Source organism: Vallitalea maricola (genome assembly GCF_036985595.1).
GTDB classification, from domain to species: domain Bacteria; phylum Bacillota; class Clostridia; order Lachnospirales; family Vallitaleaceae; genus Vallitalea; species Vallitalea maricola.
The window spans coordinates 55,624-71,390 of the sequence record NZ_BTPU01000010.1 but is presented as its reverse complement, the minus strand read 5'-3'; the positions used below and the strand labels follow the sequence as shown (position 1 = coordinate 71,390).

Here is a 15,767-nt window from a genome sequence, read left to right as displayed (position 1 = left end):
CGTTGCTTTTTAAATTATGGAAATAATCTCTTTGTATTTTATAACTTGACATTCCAGTAGCTGGAACATATAAACTTAGTATATAATTATAAGGAGGTAATAATGATGAGTAAAAATATTATGGAATTATGTTGGACACAAATTGAGGAATTCGATAAAGAAAAAACGGTAATGATGATTGGAATAGCACCTATAGAAGAGCATGGTAGACATCTTCCAATAGGTGTAGATGTCTATGAAACAAAACATTGGATAGAAAGATCAATAAGCAAATTAGAGAACTCATTTCCAGAGTATACTTTTTTAACAATGCCAATTATTCCATTGGGACATGCTGATATAAGAGGATTTGTTGGAAACATTCATTTATCTCAGAAACTGATTTATCAAATAGTATTAGAGATGTTAGGTGGAATAGTTGAGTGGGGTATTAAAAATATAGTTATAATATCTGGACATGCAGACCCAAAACATCTAATAGCAATAGAGCAAGCATGTGATGAAATAAATAAAACATATCAAGATGTATCCTTTGCTCCCATGGGTGCGATATTCAGTCAAGATAACATAAACCTTGATTCTAAGGATGATTCAAATCAATTGGTAAAAGAAAAGTTAGGTAAGTATCCAAATGATTTCCATGGAGGGTGGATAGAAACATCAAATATGCTAGATATATGTCCGTGTCTAGTTAATGACAACTATGATAATCTTCCAGATATATCAATAAATGAAATGGAAATGATACAACCAGAAATAGTAAGTAGTAAAATAAAAGAGCAAGGTCATATAGGATATCCAAAAGAATCAACTGTGCAACTCGGTCAAGTACTCAATGAAAATATGGCGGAAAGAATTAAAATATGTGTTGAAGCATATTTAACAAGAAAAGATTATAAAAAATATTCACATCATAAATTGTATAATATACCTGCATTAAAAGTACAAGGAGGAAAGTAGACATGTATACCATAGGTGAATTTGCTATTATAGTTAAGCTGAATAAAAAAACTATAAGATATTACGATGAAATAGGTTTGTTTCAACCAGCTTATATAGATCCTAATAATCAATATCGTTATTATAAAAGAGAACAAATTAATGATTTAAATAGAATTATAAAATTAAAGGAAACTGGTATCTCCCTAGAACAAGTAAAAAATATAACCACAGATTCAGAAGATGTATCAATGAAAGATATATACAATAAAAGATTATCAGAAATAGAACTTGAAATTGAAAAATTAAAAAAGCAGCAAGACAATATTAAAACTCTCTTATCAACTTCTCATGCAGAAAGGAATGTTAATAAGGAATTTGATATTTCTAAAGGATATTACATTGAACAAGGATTAATAGTATACCAAAAAACAGAAAAGCAAAAAGATATTCATGACATCATCAATAATTTCTATAATTATGCAGGTAATAAAGTAAAACTTAGTTCAGGGCATTTTTTCAAGAGGTCTCTGGATGATAATTCAGATGGTATTAGTGAAATATTTGCTTATACAACCAATGCATCAGAAGAATTAGATATCAAAACACAAACAAAAGAACTTTGCTTAAGAATATTGTGCGATTCAATAGAAAATAGAGATCTAGCATATGCCTCGCTATTTGATTATGCAAAAAATAATAATATTGTAGTAGGCTCCATATATGAAAGATATAAAATGAATGACGGTAAGATGCAGATAGAAATAATGTTTGGGATTGTATAAATCGTGGAATGAAAGTTTGACATATGTTAAAATAGATATATAATTTGTTACACAGAAAGGGGTATACTATGTATTTATGCACATATAAATATGAAGGTAAAGAAAATGTAGGTATAATGATAAAAGATAATGTATCCATTATTCCAATTAATAAGCTTATTGATGAAACCATTAATGATATGAATGAATTCATAAGTAAGTATAGTGATAAAATGGTATCCTTGAAAAAGAAGGCTATTGAATACTCAGGTAATCTAATATCATTAAACGATGTAAAGGTCAGTTCACCTATTAGATACCCCAGAAGAGATATTCTGTGTTTAGGGAAGAATTATAAAGATCATGCTTTGGAAATAAAGGATTTTGTTAAGAACAAAGAACTCATTCCTAAGTATCCTATATATTTTACAAAAAGAGCTGATAAAACTATAGGTACAGGAGATACAATTCTTAGGCATGAGAAGATAACTAATGAAATAGATTATGAAGTTGAATTAGCTGTAATAATAGGCAAAGACGGAATTAATATAGATAAAAAAGATGTTGATGAGTATATTTTTGGATATACAATTGTTAACGATGTATCAGCTAGAGATGTTCAGAGAAAACATGAACAGTGGTTTAGAGGTAAAAGTCTAAGAACTTTCTGTCCCATGGGTCCATATATAGTAACTAAAGATGAGATATCTTCCCCTGTTGCTTTAGATATTACCTGCAAAGTGAATGATGAACTTCGTCAATCATCTAATACAAACAATATGATATTTGATATACCATACATTATATCGGAATTGTCAAAAGGCATAGAGTTAAAGACAGGTGATATCATAATAACAGGAACACCTTCAGGGGTAGGATTAGGTTTTAATCCTCCTAGATACTTAAAATCGGGAGATAAGATTGAATGTACAATAGAAAAAATAGGTACCTTGATAAACTATATGGAATAAAATTAATGAGATGATTATATTCTTATGATTTGTATCAATGGAAATTGGTGATAGTATCTGATAACCAAGAATTAATTGCTTATTTAAGGGCTGTCAGATAATATATTTTTGGAGATGGCTGCATGTATTATCCGACAGCCCCTTATAAAAGCATAGTTATGAAATCATTGTTTAATAACTATGCTATGGTTTCTTAAATATCATCTCTGTATTTTTTATAATATTGGCTTGGCGTCATGTTAAGGTATTTTTTAAACACAGTTGAAAAATAATTAGTTGACTCAAATCCAACTTTTAAGGCTATTTCAGTCAGGTTATAATTTGTATTCTTAATCAGTATGGTAGCCTGATTGATTCTATACTGATTCAAATACTGTTTTAATGATATATGATATTCTTGCTTGAATTGAGCTGACAAGTAGCTTTCGTTCATGGGAATACTCTTTGCAATATCCCCTAATTTTATATTATTCATATAATTTGTATGTATATACTTTAATACTTGAAGTATGTTGGGAGATAATTCTATGGAATCATAATCTTTTATCACACCAAAGAATTCTTTTATTATCAATTCTCCAATTTGAAACAAGGTACTATAATCATAATGCTGGTCAATATTTAAAATACAAGTATTGGAAATCTTGTGTAATTGGGTTTTCAGCTCTTTAAAATGAATACATAGATGATACTGTATAACTGTAGTAAATGCTACTAATTGATATTTTAGCATTTTTATATTACATTTATTTTGGTAAGGTAGCTCTAAAAATATCTGTATCGTATTATATGATTTTAGTGCGTTCTTAATATCTTTTATGACTAAGTAATCACATATCTGTTTAACTGCTGGAAAATTAATAAACCCATTTGTATAATTGTAAGAATCAAGAGGTAGGGCTTTACCCCATTTCGTACTATTCATAGTTTCCATAGGTCTAAAATGCTGATATCCAATATAGATGCTTTTAGACATCAAATGATAGAATAATTGTCCTAGATAATTAAGTCTGTTATTATGTATATAATTAAATTTTTTGAAAGTAGAGTAGGTAATAGGTATTTTTGTAGTCTTACAATACTTCTCAAAATAACATTTTTTATCTATTGTAGATAAATTGATAATTGTAAAAGGTTCCATGATTAAGAAAGCTATAAGTATATTATCTCTTAATACAGGAGCTATTATAGTGTATGTATTTTTATATAATTCATATATTAATGAATCTCGTGGGGATAAAGAAATATTATGTATATAGTTGGTAATTACACTCCCGGCTATGTTGTCCATATAATCATTTACGTCTGCATAATCATCCTTAGTTATTTTATCTATTAATTTTCCGGTATCATCATATGCGTAAACACTATATCCAGTAGTATAATAATAACTTTTTAGTACATGATTGAGATGTGGATAGATAATGTTATTGTTATTAGATAAAAAAATATTCATAACTTCCTCCTAATATTGATAATGATTATTAATATCATAACATACTTTTATTATAATAACAAAAGAAATTGAAGAAATTCTAAAAATATTAAATGTAATTGATAATGATAATTGATATCATTAAACGGAAAGAGATGGTGAGATTATGAAAAAAATAGCAATCTATGGAAAAGGCGGTATTGGTAAATCTACAACAGTATCAAATTTATCCAGAGCATTAGCTGCGACAGGAAAAACAGTAATGCAGATAGGATGTGATCCAAAAGCCGATTCTACGAAGAGTCTTGTAGGAGGGAAGAGAATTCCTACGATTCTACATACATTGAAAGAGAAGAAAAAATCTACTAAGTTAGAGGATATCATGGTTGTTGGTGACGGTGGAGTTTTATGTCTAGAAGCAGGAGGTCCAACACCAGGTATAGGCTGTGCTGGAAGAGGAATAATATCAGCTTTTGAATTATTGGAAGAGCTTAATGCTTATGAAATCTATAAGCCTGAAATAGTAATCTATGATGTTCTAGGAGATGTTGTTTGTGGTGGATTCGCTATGCCACTTAGAAAAGGATATTCAGATGAAGTATTTATAGTAACAAGTGGTGAAATGATGAGTATGTATGCAGCTAGCAATATTGCCAAAGCAGTAAGGCAGTTTTCTAATCGTGAATATGCTTCACTTGGCGGATTGATATTAAATGCTAAGAACATTGAAAACGAAGGCGAACTGGTTAAGAAATTAAGTACAGAACTGGATACATCAATTATTCAGTATATACCAAGGAATCCAATAGTACAAAAAGCAGAAAATCTAGGTAAGACTGTTGTAGAAGCTTTTCCAGATGATGAAATGTCTAAAATATATATGGATTTAGCACAAAAGATTATTAAGGAGGAAAATGATAATGAGAAATAAAGGTTTAATATGTTTGATATTAATAGTGATGATGATGGCTACAGGGTGTAGTTCTAAGAATACTCAAGTGGAAACAAGTAAAGATGGGACAAAGGTACAGGACAACAAGGAACAAGAAAAAGATAGTGATATAGATGCAAAAGAAGATAATAAAGAAAACGTACATAGTGATGAAGATAATAAAAAAGAAGAGATTGATGATATGACCAGCGCATCAAAAAGAGAAGAGAGTAAACTGGACTTTGACTCAATACCTGAAAAAGTTGCAGTAGGAACAATAGGATTAACAGAAATATTTGATGCACTAACAATAGATTTAGTAGGTGTACCATCATCAAAATCTCATAACATACCAGAGCGTTACGCAGACCTTCCAGCCATAGGAATGAGTATGCAGCCAGATATGGAAAAACTGAAAAGTCTGGAACTTGATGTATTTATTACTGATAGTGCTTTACAAGATAGTTTGGAAGAAAGTCTGAATGATAAGAAAATAAAAGCTGAATTTGTACAAACTAGTGGATACAATGATATCATTGCTTCAATTGAATCTATTGGAAAAGCTTTTGATAAAGAAGATAAAGCAAATGAGATTATAGGCAACATGAAAAAAATTGAAAAAGAAGTAATGGATAAGATTGAAGGAAAAGACAGTAAGAAAGTCATGATAATATTTGGAACACCTGAAAGCTTCATGTTAGCTACAGATATGTCATACATAGGAGATTTAGCCAATCGTATGAATCTAGAAAACATAACTGACGACATGGATATTAAAAGTCCTTATTTACCATTTAGTATTGAATCAGTTGTTGCAATGAACCCAGATGTAATACTTAGATTCACTCATACAGATCCAGAAACAAGTAAAAAAATGTTTGAAAAAGAGTTCTCAGAAAATCCAGTATGGAATGCTCTAGATGCAGTCAAAAATGAGCAAGTGTTTGATCTTGACCCACATTATTTTGGCGTAGTAGCTAATATAAGATGTGCGGAGGCGTTAGAAAAATTAGCTGACATGATTTATGGTGAATAATCTATGGTGAAAAAATGGCTAAAATCAAAATTGATAATTATTATTGGTGTACTTATTTTATCAATTTTCCTTGGTATATGTTTAGGAAGTGTAAGGATATCTTTGAATGATATTATTAAGAGCCTTTTCAGTGACGAATATACTGTAAAAAAAGCTATTATTAGTGACATAAGACTTCCAAGAGTATGGATAGCTGTTTTTGTGGGAGCTAATTTATCAGCTAGTGGAGCACTTCTACAAGCTGTTATGAGGAACCCATTGGCTGACCCTGGTATTACTGGGGTTTCAGCTGGTGCTAGCCTATTTGCAATTATAATTTTGCTGTTATTTCCAAGTTATGTGTCATTAGTTCCAATAGCTGCTTTTGTTGGCGGTGTTATAGCTTGTGGGATTGTGTATGGGTTGGCATGGAAAGGTGGAGGAATTGAACCTATTAGAATTGTATTAGCTGGTGTAGCCGTTAATGCTATCCTAGGTGGAGCCACTGGTCTCCTTTCACTCCTTAATTCAGACAAAATACAAGGTGTTATGTTATGGACCAATGGTTCATTATCTAGAGTATCATGGATGGATGTAAAGCTTCTTGGCATTTATTCTATTGTAGGCATCATATTAGCGCTGATATGTATTAGAGCTGCTAATGTATTACAGCTTGGTGATGATGTAGCTAAGAATTTAGGCTATAACGTAAATTTAACAAGAATACTTATCTCTCTTGTGGCTGTTTATTTAGCAGGTATAAGCGTTGCTTTTGTTGGGATAATTGGATTTGTAGGATTAGTCGTACCTCATATAAGCAGGTTACTATTTGGTTCTGATTATAAATGGTTGTTACCTGTAAGTATGCTCATGGGAGGAGCGGTTCTAGTTATTGCAGATACAATGGCTAGAATGATAGCGGCACCTATTGAATTGCCTGTTGGAACAATGATGGCAATGTTAGGTGGTCCATTCTTTTTATATTTACTAAGAAGGGGTGCTAAAAGGTGATTGAAATAAATAATATATCATTTTCATATAATGAAATGCCCTTTATAAATGATTTGAACCTAGTAATTAATAAGGGAGAAATATTATCAATAGTAGGGCCTAATGGTTCTGGAAAATCAACAGTACTGAAAAATATTACAAAAAAACTTGAATACCAAAAAGGAAATATATTAATAGAGAAAGAAGATATAAAAAATCTATCTGCTAAAAAGATAGCTAAGAGATTAGCTGCGTTAAGTCAACATCATGGTTCTACTACTGATTTTACTGTAAAACAGCTCATACTATACGGTAGAATGCCTCACAAAAAATGGTATGAGCCTATGAGCGATTATGACAAGGAACAAATCAACTGGGCTATGGAAAAAACAGGTGTCATGTATCTTGCTGATAAACCAGTTAATTCTTTATCAGGTGGTGAAAGGCAGAGAGTATGGATAGCTATGACTCTAGCTAGGAATCCTAAGATACTCCTTCTTGATGAGCCTACAACATATTTGGATATATGTCATCAATTGGAAATACTTGATTTGATAAAAGAATTGAATAAAGAACTGAATATGACTATTGTTATGGTTCTACATGATTTAAATCAAGCGTGCAGGTATTCTCACAGAGTATGTGTTATGAAGAGTGGACGGGTTGAAAAGATTGGAGAACCCAATAAGATTTTTAGTTCAGCATTAATTAGGGATGTATATAAAGTAGAGGCAATTGTAGCCCATGATGAAGATGGAAAAGTACATATAAGACCTATAAAAGTTTTTAAAGGAGGAAAGAATAATGTTAAGTGAAAAGTATCGTTTGACTAATATTAGAGAAGATAAAGATATCAAGAGCTTAAGCAAAGCTCAATTTCCTGGTCCTCACTGTCCTCTTTTTGGAGCAGTAATGACAGCTTCTTATATTGAAGATTTAACTCTTCTTATAATAGGAACGGAAGAATGTACATATTATGGGAAAGATTTTGCCATGATACGTCAAAATGGCAAAGATCGTGTTTATTCTGCGGTATTGGAACAGCATGATATTACTTTTGGATGTGAGGAAGATCTAAAAGATATTATAATAAAGATAGATAGAGAAGAGAAACCAAAAGCGCTTATGGTAATAACAACTTGTGTTGTAGAACTTATAGGTGAAGATGTTACAAGTATTCTGCGTAGTTTGAAGAATGAAGTAGATACTAAACTGCTAATAGTAAAGACTGAACACTTTAAATGCAATAGTCATATAGAAGGTGTTGAGAAGGCGCTAGAACAGTTGGCATCACTTATGACTCCTATGGAAAAAAAGGAAAAGACAGTTAATATATTAGGATTTAAATATCTTGGTGTAGAAAATACTGAACTGTATAAGGAACTTAAGAAAAACGGTGTAAACATATCAATGACCATACCTACTAAAGTAAATATGGAAGCTATAGAAAAAGCAGCTGAAAGTTCTTTGAATATAGTGGTAGAACATACAGCCATATCACTTGCAAAGGAGATGGAAAAATCATTAGGAATTCCTTATGTGATTTTTCCTATGGCACTGGATTTAGATAAGATAGTAAAAGCATATGAACAAGTAGGAGATATCTTAGATGTAAAATTTGATTCTCTGATTAGTGAAAAATATGAGCTGGTCACATCTAATTTAATTGCTGCAGAGCAATTACTAAAAAATAAAAGCTTCATTTATGGTAACACACCCTTTAATTGCTTTGAATTTACAGATTTTTTGGTTGGATTAGGTATGCAACCAATAATAATTCAATGTAGAGAATTAGTAAAAAATGATAGGGAAGTAATGGATAGGTTAATTGATAAAGGTGTAAATCCTTACATAGTACGTATGGCTAACATTGCACCTTTAAGGCGAATATATGGTGAGTTAAGTCCTGATTATTATTTTGGACATGAAAGCCCAATGATTCTTGCTGAACATAATATTGTACAGATAGTAACAGATAATTGTGCTAAGAAAATTGGATTTGAAAAAATAACTGAAGTTCTAAGTACTATTTTAGGGGAGAGAGGTATATTCAGCCTTCTAGATGAAAAAAAGAGTGCTATGGAGGATGAAGTTAGAGATAAAATAAAAAATCTTAAGAATATGCCTGCACCTATGAAAAAAATTCTACTTAATATGAAAGAAATTCCAGAAGGAATGAAAGTAGCCTTATTAACTTTGGATGACAATGATTCTATGATAGAAATGATGAAAAATCATAGAGCTAGTATGTAGAGGAGGCCCTAATATGAAATTATATAAAAATAATCCTATAGCTTCTGATAGAATGGGTATCCTATGGACATTAAATGGTATTAATGATGCTGTTATCGTAGAATTTGGTCCTGCTGGTACAACACATTTTTCTATTGAAGGGCTTATGCAATTTGGTGCAGATACATCTGCTAAGACTTTTACAACACATATGGATGAACATGATGTAACTTTTGGTAATGAAGATAGAATTATTGATGCTATTCTAGAAATAGATGAAATTGAGAAACCAGAATACATTTTTGTTATTGGATCATCCATAACATCAATAATTGGAATTGATTTAGAAAGTGTTAGATTTCAAGTAGAGGACAGAGTAAATAGTAAAATAATATTACTACCAGATTGTGATTTTCAAAATGATTTTACACATGGTGTTGATGAGACATTACAGATACTGGTTAATGAGATTACCAAGAAAAGTCCGAAGATGGAGAAATTACCTTTTTATAATATCCTTGGTTTAGGTATATATAATTATAATCAGAGTAGTGATTTTAATGAAATCAAAAGGCTAATGAAAGAGAATTTTTCACTAGAACTTGGTACAACTTTTATGCTAGATACTAATATCAAAGATATAGAACAAGCTTCAAAAGCCTTAATAAATATAGTGATTTATGAGGAAGGGTTAGAAGCTGCAAAATTATTAGAAGAAGCATATGACCAACCTTATATATACTTAACACCTTATGGTATTGAAGGTACTAAGAATTGGTTAAATAGTATTAGTGAGTTATTGAATATGGACATTACTCTGACAGAAGATAATAGTGAAATCAATAGAATAGTTTATAAAGAAAATATGTTAAAAAGAAGAGTAGCAAGGTTGGATAATAACAAATTCAGTTTTAACAACAATAATATATCAAACATGTATTTAGAAGATTATTTATATAAATTAGGCTTCAAAAAAACATTAGATGAAGAAGAAGCTATCATTTGTTTTTCTGATGGAATAGAAGCATTACATAATCAAAACGTAATACAGATAAGTCACCCAAGCTTTCGACAAGACAACGAGTATCCATATTTGCCTATCATGGGCTATAGAGGAGCTTATTATCTTGTACAACAGATCAATAATACTTTAACTAAAGCTGAGTTGTCACAGTGAGGTTGAAGTCTAAAGCTTAGGTTTCTTCATAAAAAAGGGGCTGTTTATTTAGCCCCTTCCTTAACACATAAGCTATTTAAGAGATTTGTAACAGAACCACCAATCTTTGCATTCAATCTCTCCATTGTTAACACTTTCTTCACGAGCTTTTATTTCTGCTTCTGAGCTAGCTGGAGGTATAATGACTTTATCACCAATAAAACCATTATTTGGCCAGTTTTCTGGCATTGCTACTTTATTAGCATCAGATACTTGTAAAGCTCTTACAGCACGAAGGACTTCATCTACGCTTCTACCTACTTCTTGAGGATAATACATCATGAGACGTAAAATACCACTGGCATCAACTATAAATACTGCTCTAACAGTATTAGTACCTTTTTTCTCATGAAGCATTCCAAGTTCAGTTGATACACGGCCCAATTCATCTGCTATAACTGGGAAAGGAATAGTGACATCTGTTTTCTCCTTAATCCACTGGACCCATTTAAGGTGAGAGAAGACTTGATCTACTGATAGACCTATTAATTCTGTATTAAGAGCCTTGAATTCGTCAGCTTTTTTAGCAAAGCCTATAAATTCTGTTGTACAAACAGGTGTAAAATCACCTGGGTGACTAAATAGTACAAACCATTTTCCGGCATAATCATCAGGTAAAGTTGTGTTTCCTTTAGTTGTTTTAACTACCATTTGTGGGAATTTATCTCCTAGTAAAGGTAATTTAGCGTTTTCCATAATAAAACCTCCTTGTAATATTTAATATTAATTAATAATTGTTATTAACTAATATCTATTATAGCACTATAAATTCTGTTGTCAATATATTTTTAAATAAAAATAAAACAAATATTTATTGGGCTGGATATTATAATATATTTTGCCACACAAACATTTGTTTTATAACTTTATTTTCGATGTACTTTTTATAGAAGACTATTGGTTTTTATTTCTTTAGCTCTTTCATAAGGTGCCTTTTCATTTGTAAGACCTAATAAGTAATCGGTACTGGTGTTATAGAATATAGCGAGTTCAATTAGAAGTTCTAATGGAATTCTTCTGACTCCTAATTCATAGTTACCATATGTTCTTTCAGGAATTTTTAGCTCATCAGCTACTTGTTTTTGCAATAAATCATTATCTTCTCTAAGATTTTTTAGACGTTCTAATATCATATAATCACCTCAATGTTATTATACAAAGTTCATAATGAGATATTGACAAATATCCCAAAATGAGAGATAATAATATCTAATCAATAATATATATACTAAAATAGGAGGTAATATTTATGAATCAGTTTTACACAGAGTCATTTAATAAATTAATTTATGATATATTAGATATAAAAATAAAAGAAGTATCATTGTATAATAAAGAAATAAAAGATCATGATAACTGACTTTGGAGAAGGGATATTCGAGAAATACGGAAATGATTTAGAAGGTCTATTAAAATTATAAAGGATATTTGTAAAACTTTACGGGTAACTAGTTGAATAAGGTTACGTTATATGTTAAAATAAAGTAAAATATTCCGTAATTAGAAGTTTATAAGTAATTATCATAAAGGGCTTTGAATATGTTCAAGCCTATTATTTATAAACATTAAGTGATAATGACTATCATTATTAAAAAAACAATAAGTTTAATTAGCGATTTATAGTTAATACTGATAATATAAAGGTTAAAAAATAATACCATAGTTAACATTTGAAAGCTATTAATTAAGATTTAAGGACTAGCTAACTTATTGATTATTCATAAATTAATAGAAACTAAAGAAAGAGGTGATATAAAATGAGTTTACTTAAGATTGATAATCTAGAAGTTGAGGTAGATGGAAAAAAAGTTTTGAATAAACTTAATTTAGAAATGGGAAAAGGAGAAACCCATGTATTATTAGGTCCTAACGCTTCAGGTAAATCAACATTACTTTGTACATTATTAGGATTTTCTAAATATAAAATAAAAGCTGGAAAGATTCTTTTTAAAGATGAGGATATATCGGATATAGAAATTGAAGAAAGAGCACAAAGAGGTATAGCAGCAGTATATCAGAATCCACCTGCAATCAATATAAAATTATCTAAACTCTTGGATAAAATAAGAAAAAAGAACGTTAAGATAGAAGGTATAGAATCTTTGATGCAGAGAAATGTAAATATAGGCTTCTCTGGTGGAGAAAGAAAATTTTCAGAAGTAATTCAAGTTATAAGTTTGGATCCAGATTTAATCATATTGGATGAATTAGATGCTGGATTGGATGTAGAGAATCTAGAAAGATTATGTTTGTTGATAAAAGAACAGTTAAATGATAAAACGATACTATTGATTACTCATAGAGGTAAAGCACTTAACTATTTTAAACCTGATTATGCACATGTAATGCTAGATGGCAAGATTACTTGCTCATCAAAGGATTGGGAAAAAATATGGAGATTAATTGAGGAGAATGGCTATGAAAAATGTAAAACATGTAAGTTATCTTCAGCTAGATAATGATGTTCAGATACATGAAGAAAAAGATTTAATTATTCTGCCTATAACTAAAGCTTTTGATACCTTTGACTGGGTTAGAGGATTCTATTGCAAGAAACCGGAGAATGGATATTTTATATGGGTAAAAAAATCTGTTGATAAACCTATAATAACTAATATACTTATGTGTTCTATGCATGTTGTCCAGAAAACCAACAATCTAGTTGTAGTAGAGAAAAATGTAGAGGCGAAATTACAAAGTGTTTGTGCAGCAAGAAAGAAATATTTATATGGTAAGCACAGCGGTGAGACAAAAATAATTGCTAAAGAAAATGCAATGATTGAAATCAATAATTTTCATTCATGGGGTAAATATGACACTGTTGAATCAAGTATGGAACTTATCTTAAAAGAAAATGCACAAGTTTCATATAATAATAAATGCCATGAAGTTCCTATGCAGATGAATATAAGGAATACTAACTATCTAGATAAAAAAGCTTCTCTCAACTTTGTGACTACAGTTTTGGCTGAACGTGGAAAAATGGAAATGTATGATGATACTTATCTTAATGGGAAAGATGCTAATGGAATATCAAGAGTAAGAATGATTTCAAGATATAAATCACAGATTAATGCCTACAGTAATATGATTGGTAATGAGGCAGGAACAGGGCATCTGGATTGTATGGGATTGCTTTTATCTGATTCAGGTAGCATTGTGGCAGAACCAAAACTAGTCAATAGAAACAAGGATGCATCTCTGACACATGAAGCGTCAGTTGGTAAAATATCAGAAGATATTCTTAACTATCTAAGAAGTAGAGGATTAACAGAAGATCAAGCTATAGATTTAGTTGTAACAGGTTTCTTAGGTGAGGAAGAAGAAATAGTTATTGATGGAAGTAATATTCAATCAAAACAGTATATGTAATAGATTAAAATAACCATATATAAGGTTGATTTAACATAAAATAAAATAGTGATAATGAAAATGGAGGGGTTTATATGAGTACTGAAGTAAATCCTATTATGAATAATTTAATAGAAAAAATGGATATAAGATTGACATATCAGAGAAAAATAATATTGAATACTCTGATTGACAATGTAGGAAAACATCTTTCCGCAAATGAAATCTATACTTTAATAAAAGATAAAGAAAACATAATAGGAATGGCTACAATATATAGGACTATTGATATGTTATTAAAAAAAGGTGTTGTGATAAAACACGATTTCGGAGATAGTGCGGCTAAATACGAAATAGAGATAGAGAACACTAGAAATCATCATCATCTCATATGTAAAAAATGCGGTAAAGTTATTGAAGCTTCAGGATTGATAAAGGACGACTTTTATGAGAGATTATTGAAAGAGAAGGGTTTTCAGTGTACAGAATACAAATTAAAAATATTTGGCTATTGTGATAAATGCAGAGTTAGTGCAAAAGCTAATTAATAATATCCTAGGAGATTATTCAATCATAGAATTATCTCCTTTTTTTATCTTGTTTTCTTATGTTAATTTTTATGGGTAATATTAAAAGCCAATGTAAATATGTCGATATATTACATATAAATATTTATTGAGGGAGTGTTAGATAATGGGTGTAGAGGCTATCAATGGAATAAAGGACAGAAAGTTTGCAAAAGCAGGTTATGAGCGTAGAATACAAGCCATAAAAAGGGTAAATAGAGTACGCAATGAGAAATTTAAAACAACTGTGGAAAATGAAATAAAAAGAATAATTCCTAATGTTAATGTTCATATCGGTAATATACCATATGGTAATAAAGCTCTAAAATGTTTTGCTCTTGGATGTGTGGCACAAGGTAATATAAAAAATATATCAGTTGAACAATGTGTCTTAGATAAGATGGAGGATAATAAGGAGTTTAAATATAGAGTCTTCAAAAACCTAACTAAGCAATTTGATGAATTTGTACCTAGTGCTGGGGATATAAAAGTATTAGCACAGGGTACAATAATAAACGAAGATGGGAGTGTTGATGGCTGGATATTAGGTAGCCCTAACATATTATATGTAAATTTATTGACGTAATACATAATAAAATATATAATAACAAAAGATTGAGATTTTGTTAGTGAGAATTATTTTTTATGTTTGACGGAAAGGTTATCTAGATATGATGAAAATAGGTTCACGCAATATAAAAACTGCTATATCGGTTTTTATATGCATAAGTATCTTTCAATTATTAAACAGGCCATATCCCTTTTATGCATGTATAGCTGCAGTTATATGTATGAAAAATTCTATTCAGAATTCTTTTGTTGTAGGGAAGAATAGAATGATTGGTACGACTATTGGTGGAGTCATTGGGCTTATTCTGTCTCTTGTTTTTGGAAACTATTCAATAGTAGTTGGTCTGGGAGTTGTAGTAGTCATCTACCTATGTAATCTTTGTAAGCAAAGTGATTCTATAGTTATCGCTTGTATAGTATTTATAGCAATTATGACTAATCTAAAAGGTACTCCATCTCATATATATGCAGTTAATAGAGTGATTGATACCTTCATAGGTATAATAGTATCCATAATTGTAAATGTATTTCCCAAAATAAAAGATATCAGGAAAAAGGCATAAACTTATGTCAAATAATTATCAAAATTGACAGAAAATATTCTCTGTGATATTATTAAGATATAAATTAGAAACATCTAATTATATCTTTTTTTGCTTTTCATATACATATTTCTATACTGAATATTTTCTGAATTAATATTCTAAAGTACCCCTATTAGTCACATTTTATTATTAAAATTATATACTTACTTTAACATCTATGGACATACTATCTTTAGTAGATA

At 30.2% G+C, this 15,767-nt stretch carries 17 protein-coding genes; 14 read left to right on the top strand and 3 right to left on the bottom strand.

Translation table 11 applies throughout. The features are described 5' to 3' along the window. Positions 1–105 precede the first annotated feature (105 nt). From AACQ14_RS04150 to AACQ14_RS04140, 3 genes are all read left to right on the top strand, one after another. Positions 106–960, top strand: coding sequence for a creatininase family protein (locus tag AACQ14_RS04150; protein WP_339362311.1), 855 nt, complete (start codon positions 106–108; stop codon positions 958–960). Positions 961–962: 2 nt separating this feature from the next. After that, positions 963–1,724: a MerR family transcriptional regulator gene (locus AACQ14_RS04145; RefSeq protein ID WP_339362310.1), complete on the top strand. Its 762-nt coding sequence runs from the start codon at positions 963–965 to the stop codon at positions 1,722–1,724. A 68-nt stretch (positions 1,725–1,792) separates the two neighbouring features. Continuing rightward, positions 1,793–2,674, top strand: coding sequence for a fumarylacetoacetate hydrolase family protein (locus tag AACQ14_RS04140; protein ID WP_339362309.1), 882 nt, complete (start codon positions 1,793–1,795; stop codon positions 2,672–2,674). A 193-nt stretch (positions 2,675–2,867) separates the two neighbouring features. Here AACQ14_RS04140 and AACQ14_RS04135 read toward each other — a convergent pair whose 3' ends face one another. Next, positions 2,868–4,130: a helix-turn-helix transcriptional regulator gene (locus AACQ14_RS04135; RefSeq protein ID WP_339362308.1), complete on the bottom strand. Its 1,263-nt coding sequence runs from the start codon at positions 4,128–4,130 to the stop codon at positions 2,868–2,870. Between the two features lie 145 nt (positions 4,131–4,275). Here AACQ14_RS04135 and AACQ14_RS04130 point away from each other — a divergent pair, with 145 nt between their 5' ends. Genes AACQ14_RS04130 through AACQ14_RS04105 form a run of 6 tightly spaced genes read left to right on the top strand, consistent with a single transcriptional unit; the run spans position 4,276 to position 10,454 of the window. Next, positions 4,276–5,040 (top strand): nitrogenase iron protein NifH, encoded by a 765-nt coding sequence (locus tag AACQ14_RS04130; RefSeq protein WP_339362307.1) that lies wholly within the window; start codon positions 4,276–4,278, stop codon positions 5,038–5,040. Beyond that, positions 5,030–6,076 (top strand): ABC transporter substrate-binding protein, encoded by a 1,047-nt coding sequence (locus AACQ14_RS04125; RefSeq protein ID WP_339362306.1) that lies wholly within the window; start codon positions 5,030–5,032, stop codon positions 6,074–6,076. The genes AACQ14_RS04130 and AACQ14_RS04125 overlap by 11 nt, the downstream gene beginning before the upstream one ends. Positions 6,077–6,079: 3 nt before the next feature. Continuing rightward, on the top strand, positions 6,080–7,066 hold the full coding sequence (locus tag AACQ14_RS04120) for a FecCD family ABC transporter permease (RefSeq protein ID WP_339362305.1): 987 nt from the start codon (positions 6,080–6,082) through the stop codon (positions 7,064–7,066). Next, positions 7,063–7,860: an ABC transporter ATP-binding protein gene (locus tag AACQ14_RS04115; protein WP_339362304.1), complete on the top strand. Its 798-nt coding sequence runs from the start codon at positions 7,063–7,065 to the stop codon at positions 7,858–7,860. Before AACQ14_RS04120 ends, AACQ14_RS04115 begins: the two co-directional genes overlap by 4 nt. Beyond that, the gene (locus AACQ14_RS04110) at positions 7,850–9,298 is read left to right on the top strand and encodes a nitrogenase component 1 (protein ID WP_339362303.1); all 1,449 of its coding nucleotides are present in this window, start codon (positions 7,850–7,852) and stop codon (positions 9,296–9,298) included. Before AACQ14_RS04115 ends, AACQ14_RS04110 begins: the two co-directional genes overlap by 11 nt. A gap of 13 nt (positions 9,299–9,311) precedes the next feature. After that, complete coding sequence (locus AACQ14_RS04105) at positions 9,312–10,454, top strand: nitrogenase component 1 (RefSeq protein ID WP_339362302.1); 1,143 nt, start codon at positions 9,312–9,314, stop codon at positions 10,452–10,454. A gap of 72 nt (positions 10,455–10,526) precedes the next feature. On the opposite strand, the gene AACQ14_RS04100 is transcribed toward AACQ14_RS04105, so the two are convergent. Continuing rightward, entirely contained in the window at positions 10,527–11,189 is a 663-nt protein-coding gene (locus AACQ14_RS04100) for a peroxiredoxin (RefSeq protein ID WP_339362301.1), read from the bottom strand. A 188-nt stretch (positions 11,190–11,377) separates the two neighbouring features. Further along, positions 11,378–11,626 carry a helix-turn-helix domain-containing protein gene (locus tag AACQ14_RS04095; protein ID WP_339362300.1) on the bottom strand — a complete coding sequence of 83 codons (249 nt, stop codon included), beginning with the start codon at positions 11,624–11,626 and terminating at the stop codon, positions 11,378–11,380. A 624-nt stretch (positions 11,627–12,250) separates the two neighbouring features. Between AACQ14_RS04095 and AACQ14_RS04090 the strand changes: the two genes are divergently transcribed. The 5 genes from AACQ14_RS04090 to AACQ14_RS04070 all read left to right on the top strand — a co-directional run bounded on the left by AACQ14_RS04090 (position 12,251) and on the right by AACQ14_RS04070 (position 15,543). Then, a complete protein-coding gene (locus AACQ14_RS04090) occupies positions 12,251–12,952 on the top strand; it encodes an ABC transporter ATP-binding protein (RefSeq protein WP_339362299.1) in 702 nt (233 codons plus the stop codon). Continuing rightward, a complete protein-coding gene (locus AACQ14_RS04085) occupies positions 12,912–13,865 on the top strand; it encodes a SufB/SufD family protein (protein ID WP_339362298.1) in 954 nt (317 codons plus the stop codon). The genes AACQ14_RS04090 and AACQ14_RS04085 overlap by 41 nt, the downstream gene beginning before the upstream one ends. 74 nt (positions 13,866–13,939) lie before the next feature. Beyond that, complete coding sequence (locus AACQ14_RS04080; RefSeq protein ID WP_339362297.1) at positions 13,940–14,392, top strand: Fur family transcriptional regulator; 453 nt, start codon at positions 13,940–13,942, stop codon at positions 14,390–14,392. Positions 14,393–14,537: 145 nt separating this feature from the next. Further along, complete coding sequence (locus AACQ14_RS04075; protein ID WP_339362296.1) at positions 14,538–14,996, top strand: hypothetical protein; 459 nt, start codon at positions 14,538–14,540, stop codon at positions 14,994–14,996. A gap of 85 nt (positions 14,997–15,081) precedes the next feature. Next, positions 15,082–15,543 (top strand): FUSC family protein, encoded by a 462-nt coding sequence (locus AACQ14_RS04070; protein WP_339362295.1) that lies wholly within the window; start codon positions 15,082–15,084, stop codon positions 15,541–15,543. Positions 15,544–15,767: the final 224 nt, after the last annotated feature.

Bases quoted from the DNA above. Each gene is read 5' to 3' on its own strand.
- AACQ14_RS04150 (WP_339362311.1), top strand. From the start codon at position 106: ATGAGTAAAAATATTATGGAATTATGTTGGACACAAATTGAGGAATTC.
- AACQ14_RS04145 (WP_339362310.1), top strand. From the start codon at position 963: ATGTATACCATAGGTGAATTTGCTATTATAGTTAAGCTGAATAAAAAA.
- AACQ14_RS04140 (WP_339362309.1), top strand. From the start codon at position 1,793: ATGTATTTATGCACATATAAATATGAAGGTAAAGAAAATGTAGGTATA.
- AACQ14_RS04135 (WP_339362308.1), bottom strand. From the start codon at position 4,130: ATGAATATTTTTTTATCTAATAACAATAACATTATCTATCCACATCTC.
- AACQ14_RS04130 (WP_339362307.1), top strand. From the start codon at position 4,276: ATGAAAAAAATAGCAATCTATGGAAAAGGCGGTATTGGTAAATCTACA.
- AACQ14_RS04125 (WP_339362306.1), top strand. From the start codon at position 5,030: ATGAGAAATAAAGGTTTAATATGTTTGATATTAATAGTGATGATGATG.
- AACQ14_RS04120 (WP_339362305.1), top strand. From the start codon at position 6,080: ATGGTGAAAAAATGGCTAAAATCAAAATTGATAATTATTATTGGTGTA.
- AACQ14_RS04110 (WP_339362303.1), top strand. From the start codon at position 7,850: ATGTTAAGTGAAAAGTATCGTTTGACTAATATTAGAGAAGATAAAGAT.
- AACQ14_RS04105 (WP_339362302.1), top strand. From the start codon at position 9,312: ATGAAATTATATAAAAATAATCCTATAGCTTCTGATAGAATGGGTATC.
- AACQ14_RS04100 (WP_339362301.1), bottom strand. From the start codon at position 11,189: ATGGAAAACGCTAAATTACCTTTACTAGGAGATAAATTCCCACAAATG.
- AACQ14_RS04095 (WP_339362300.1), bottom strand. From the start codon at position 11,626: ATGATATTAGAACGTCTAAAAAATCTTAGAGAAGATAATGATTTATTG.
- AACQ14_RS04090 (WP_339362299.1), top strand. From the start codon at position 12,251: ATGAGTTTACTTAAGATTGATAATCTAGAAGTTGAGGTAGATGGAAAA.
- AACQ14_RS04085 (WP_339362298.1), top strand. From the start codon at position 12,912: ATGAAAAATGTAAAACATGTAAGTTATCTTCAGCTAGATAATGATGTT.
- AACQ14_RS04080 (WP_339362297.1), top strand. From the start codon at position 13,940: ATGAGTACTGAAGTAAATCCTATTATGAATAATTTAATAGAAAAAATG.
- AACQ14_RS04075 (WP_339362296.1), top strand. From the start codon at position 14,538: ATGGGTGTAGAGGCTATCAATGGAATAAAGGACAGAAAGTTTGCAAAA.
- AACQ14_RS04070 (WP_339362295.1), top strand. From the start codon at position 15,082: ATGATGAAAATAGGTTCACGCAATATAAAAACTGCTATATCGGTTTTT.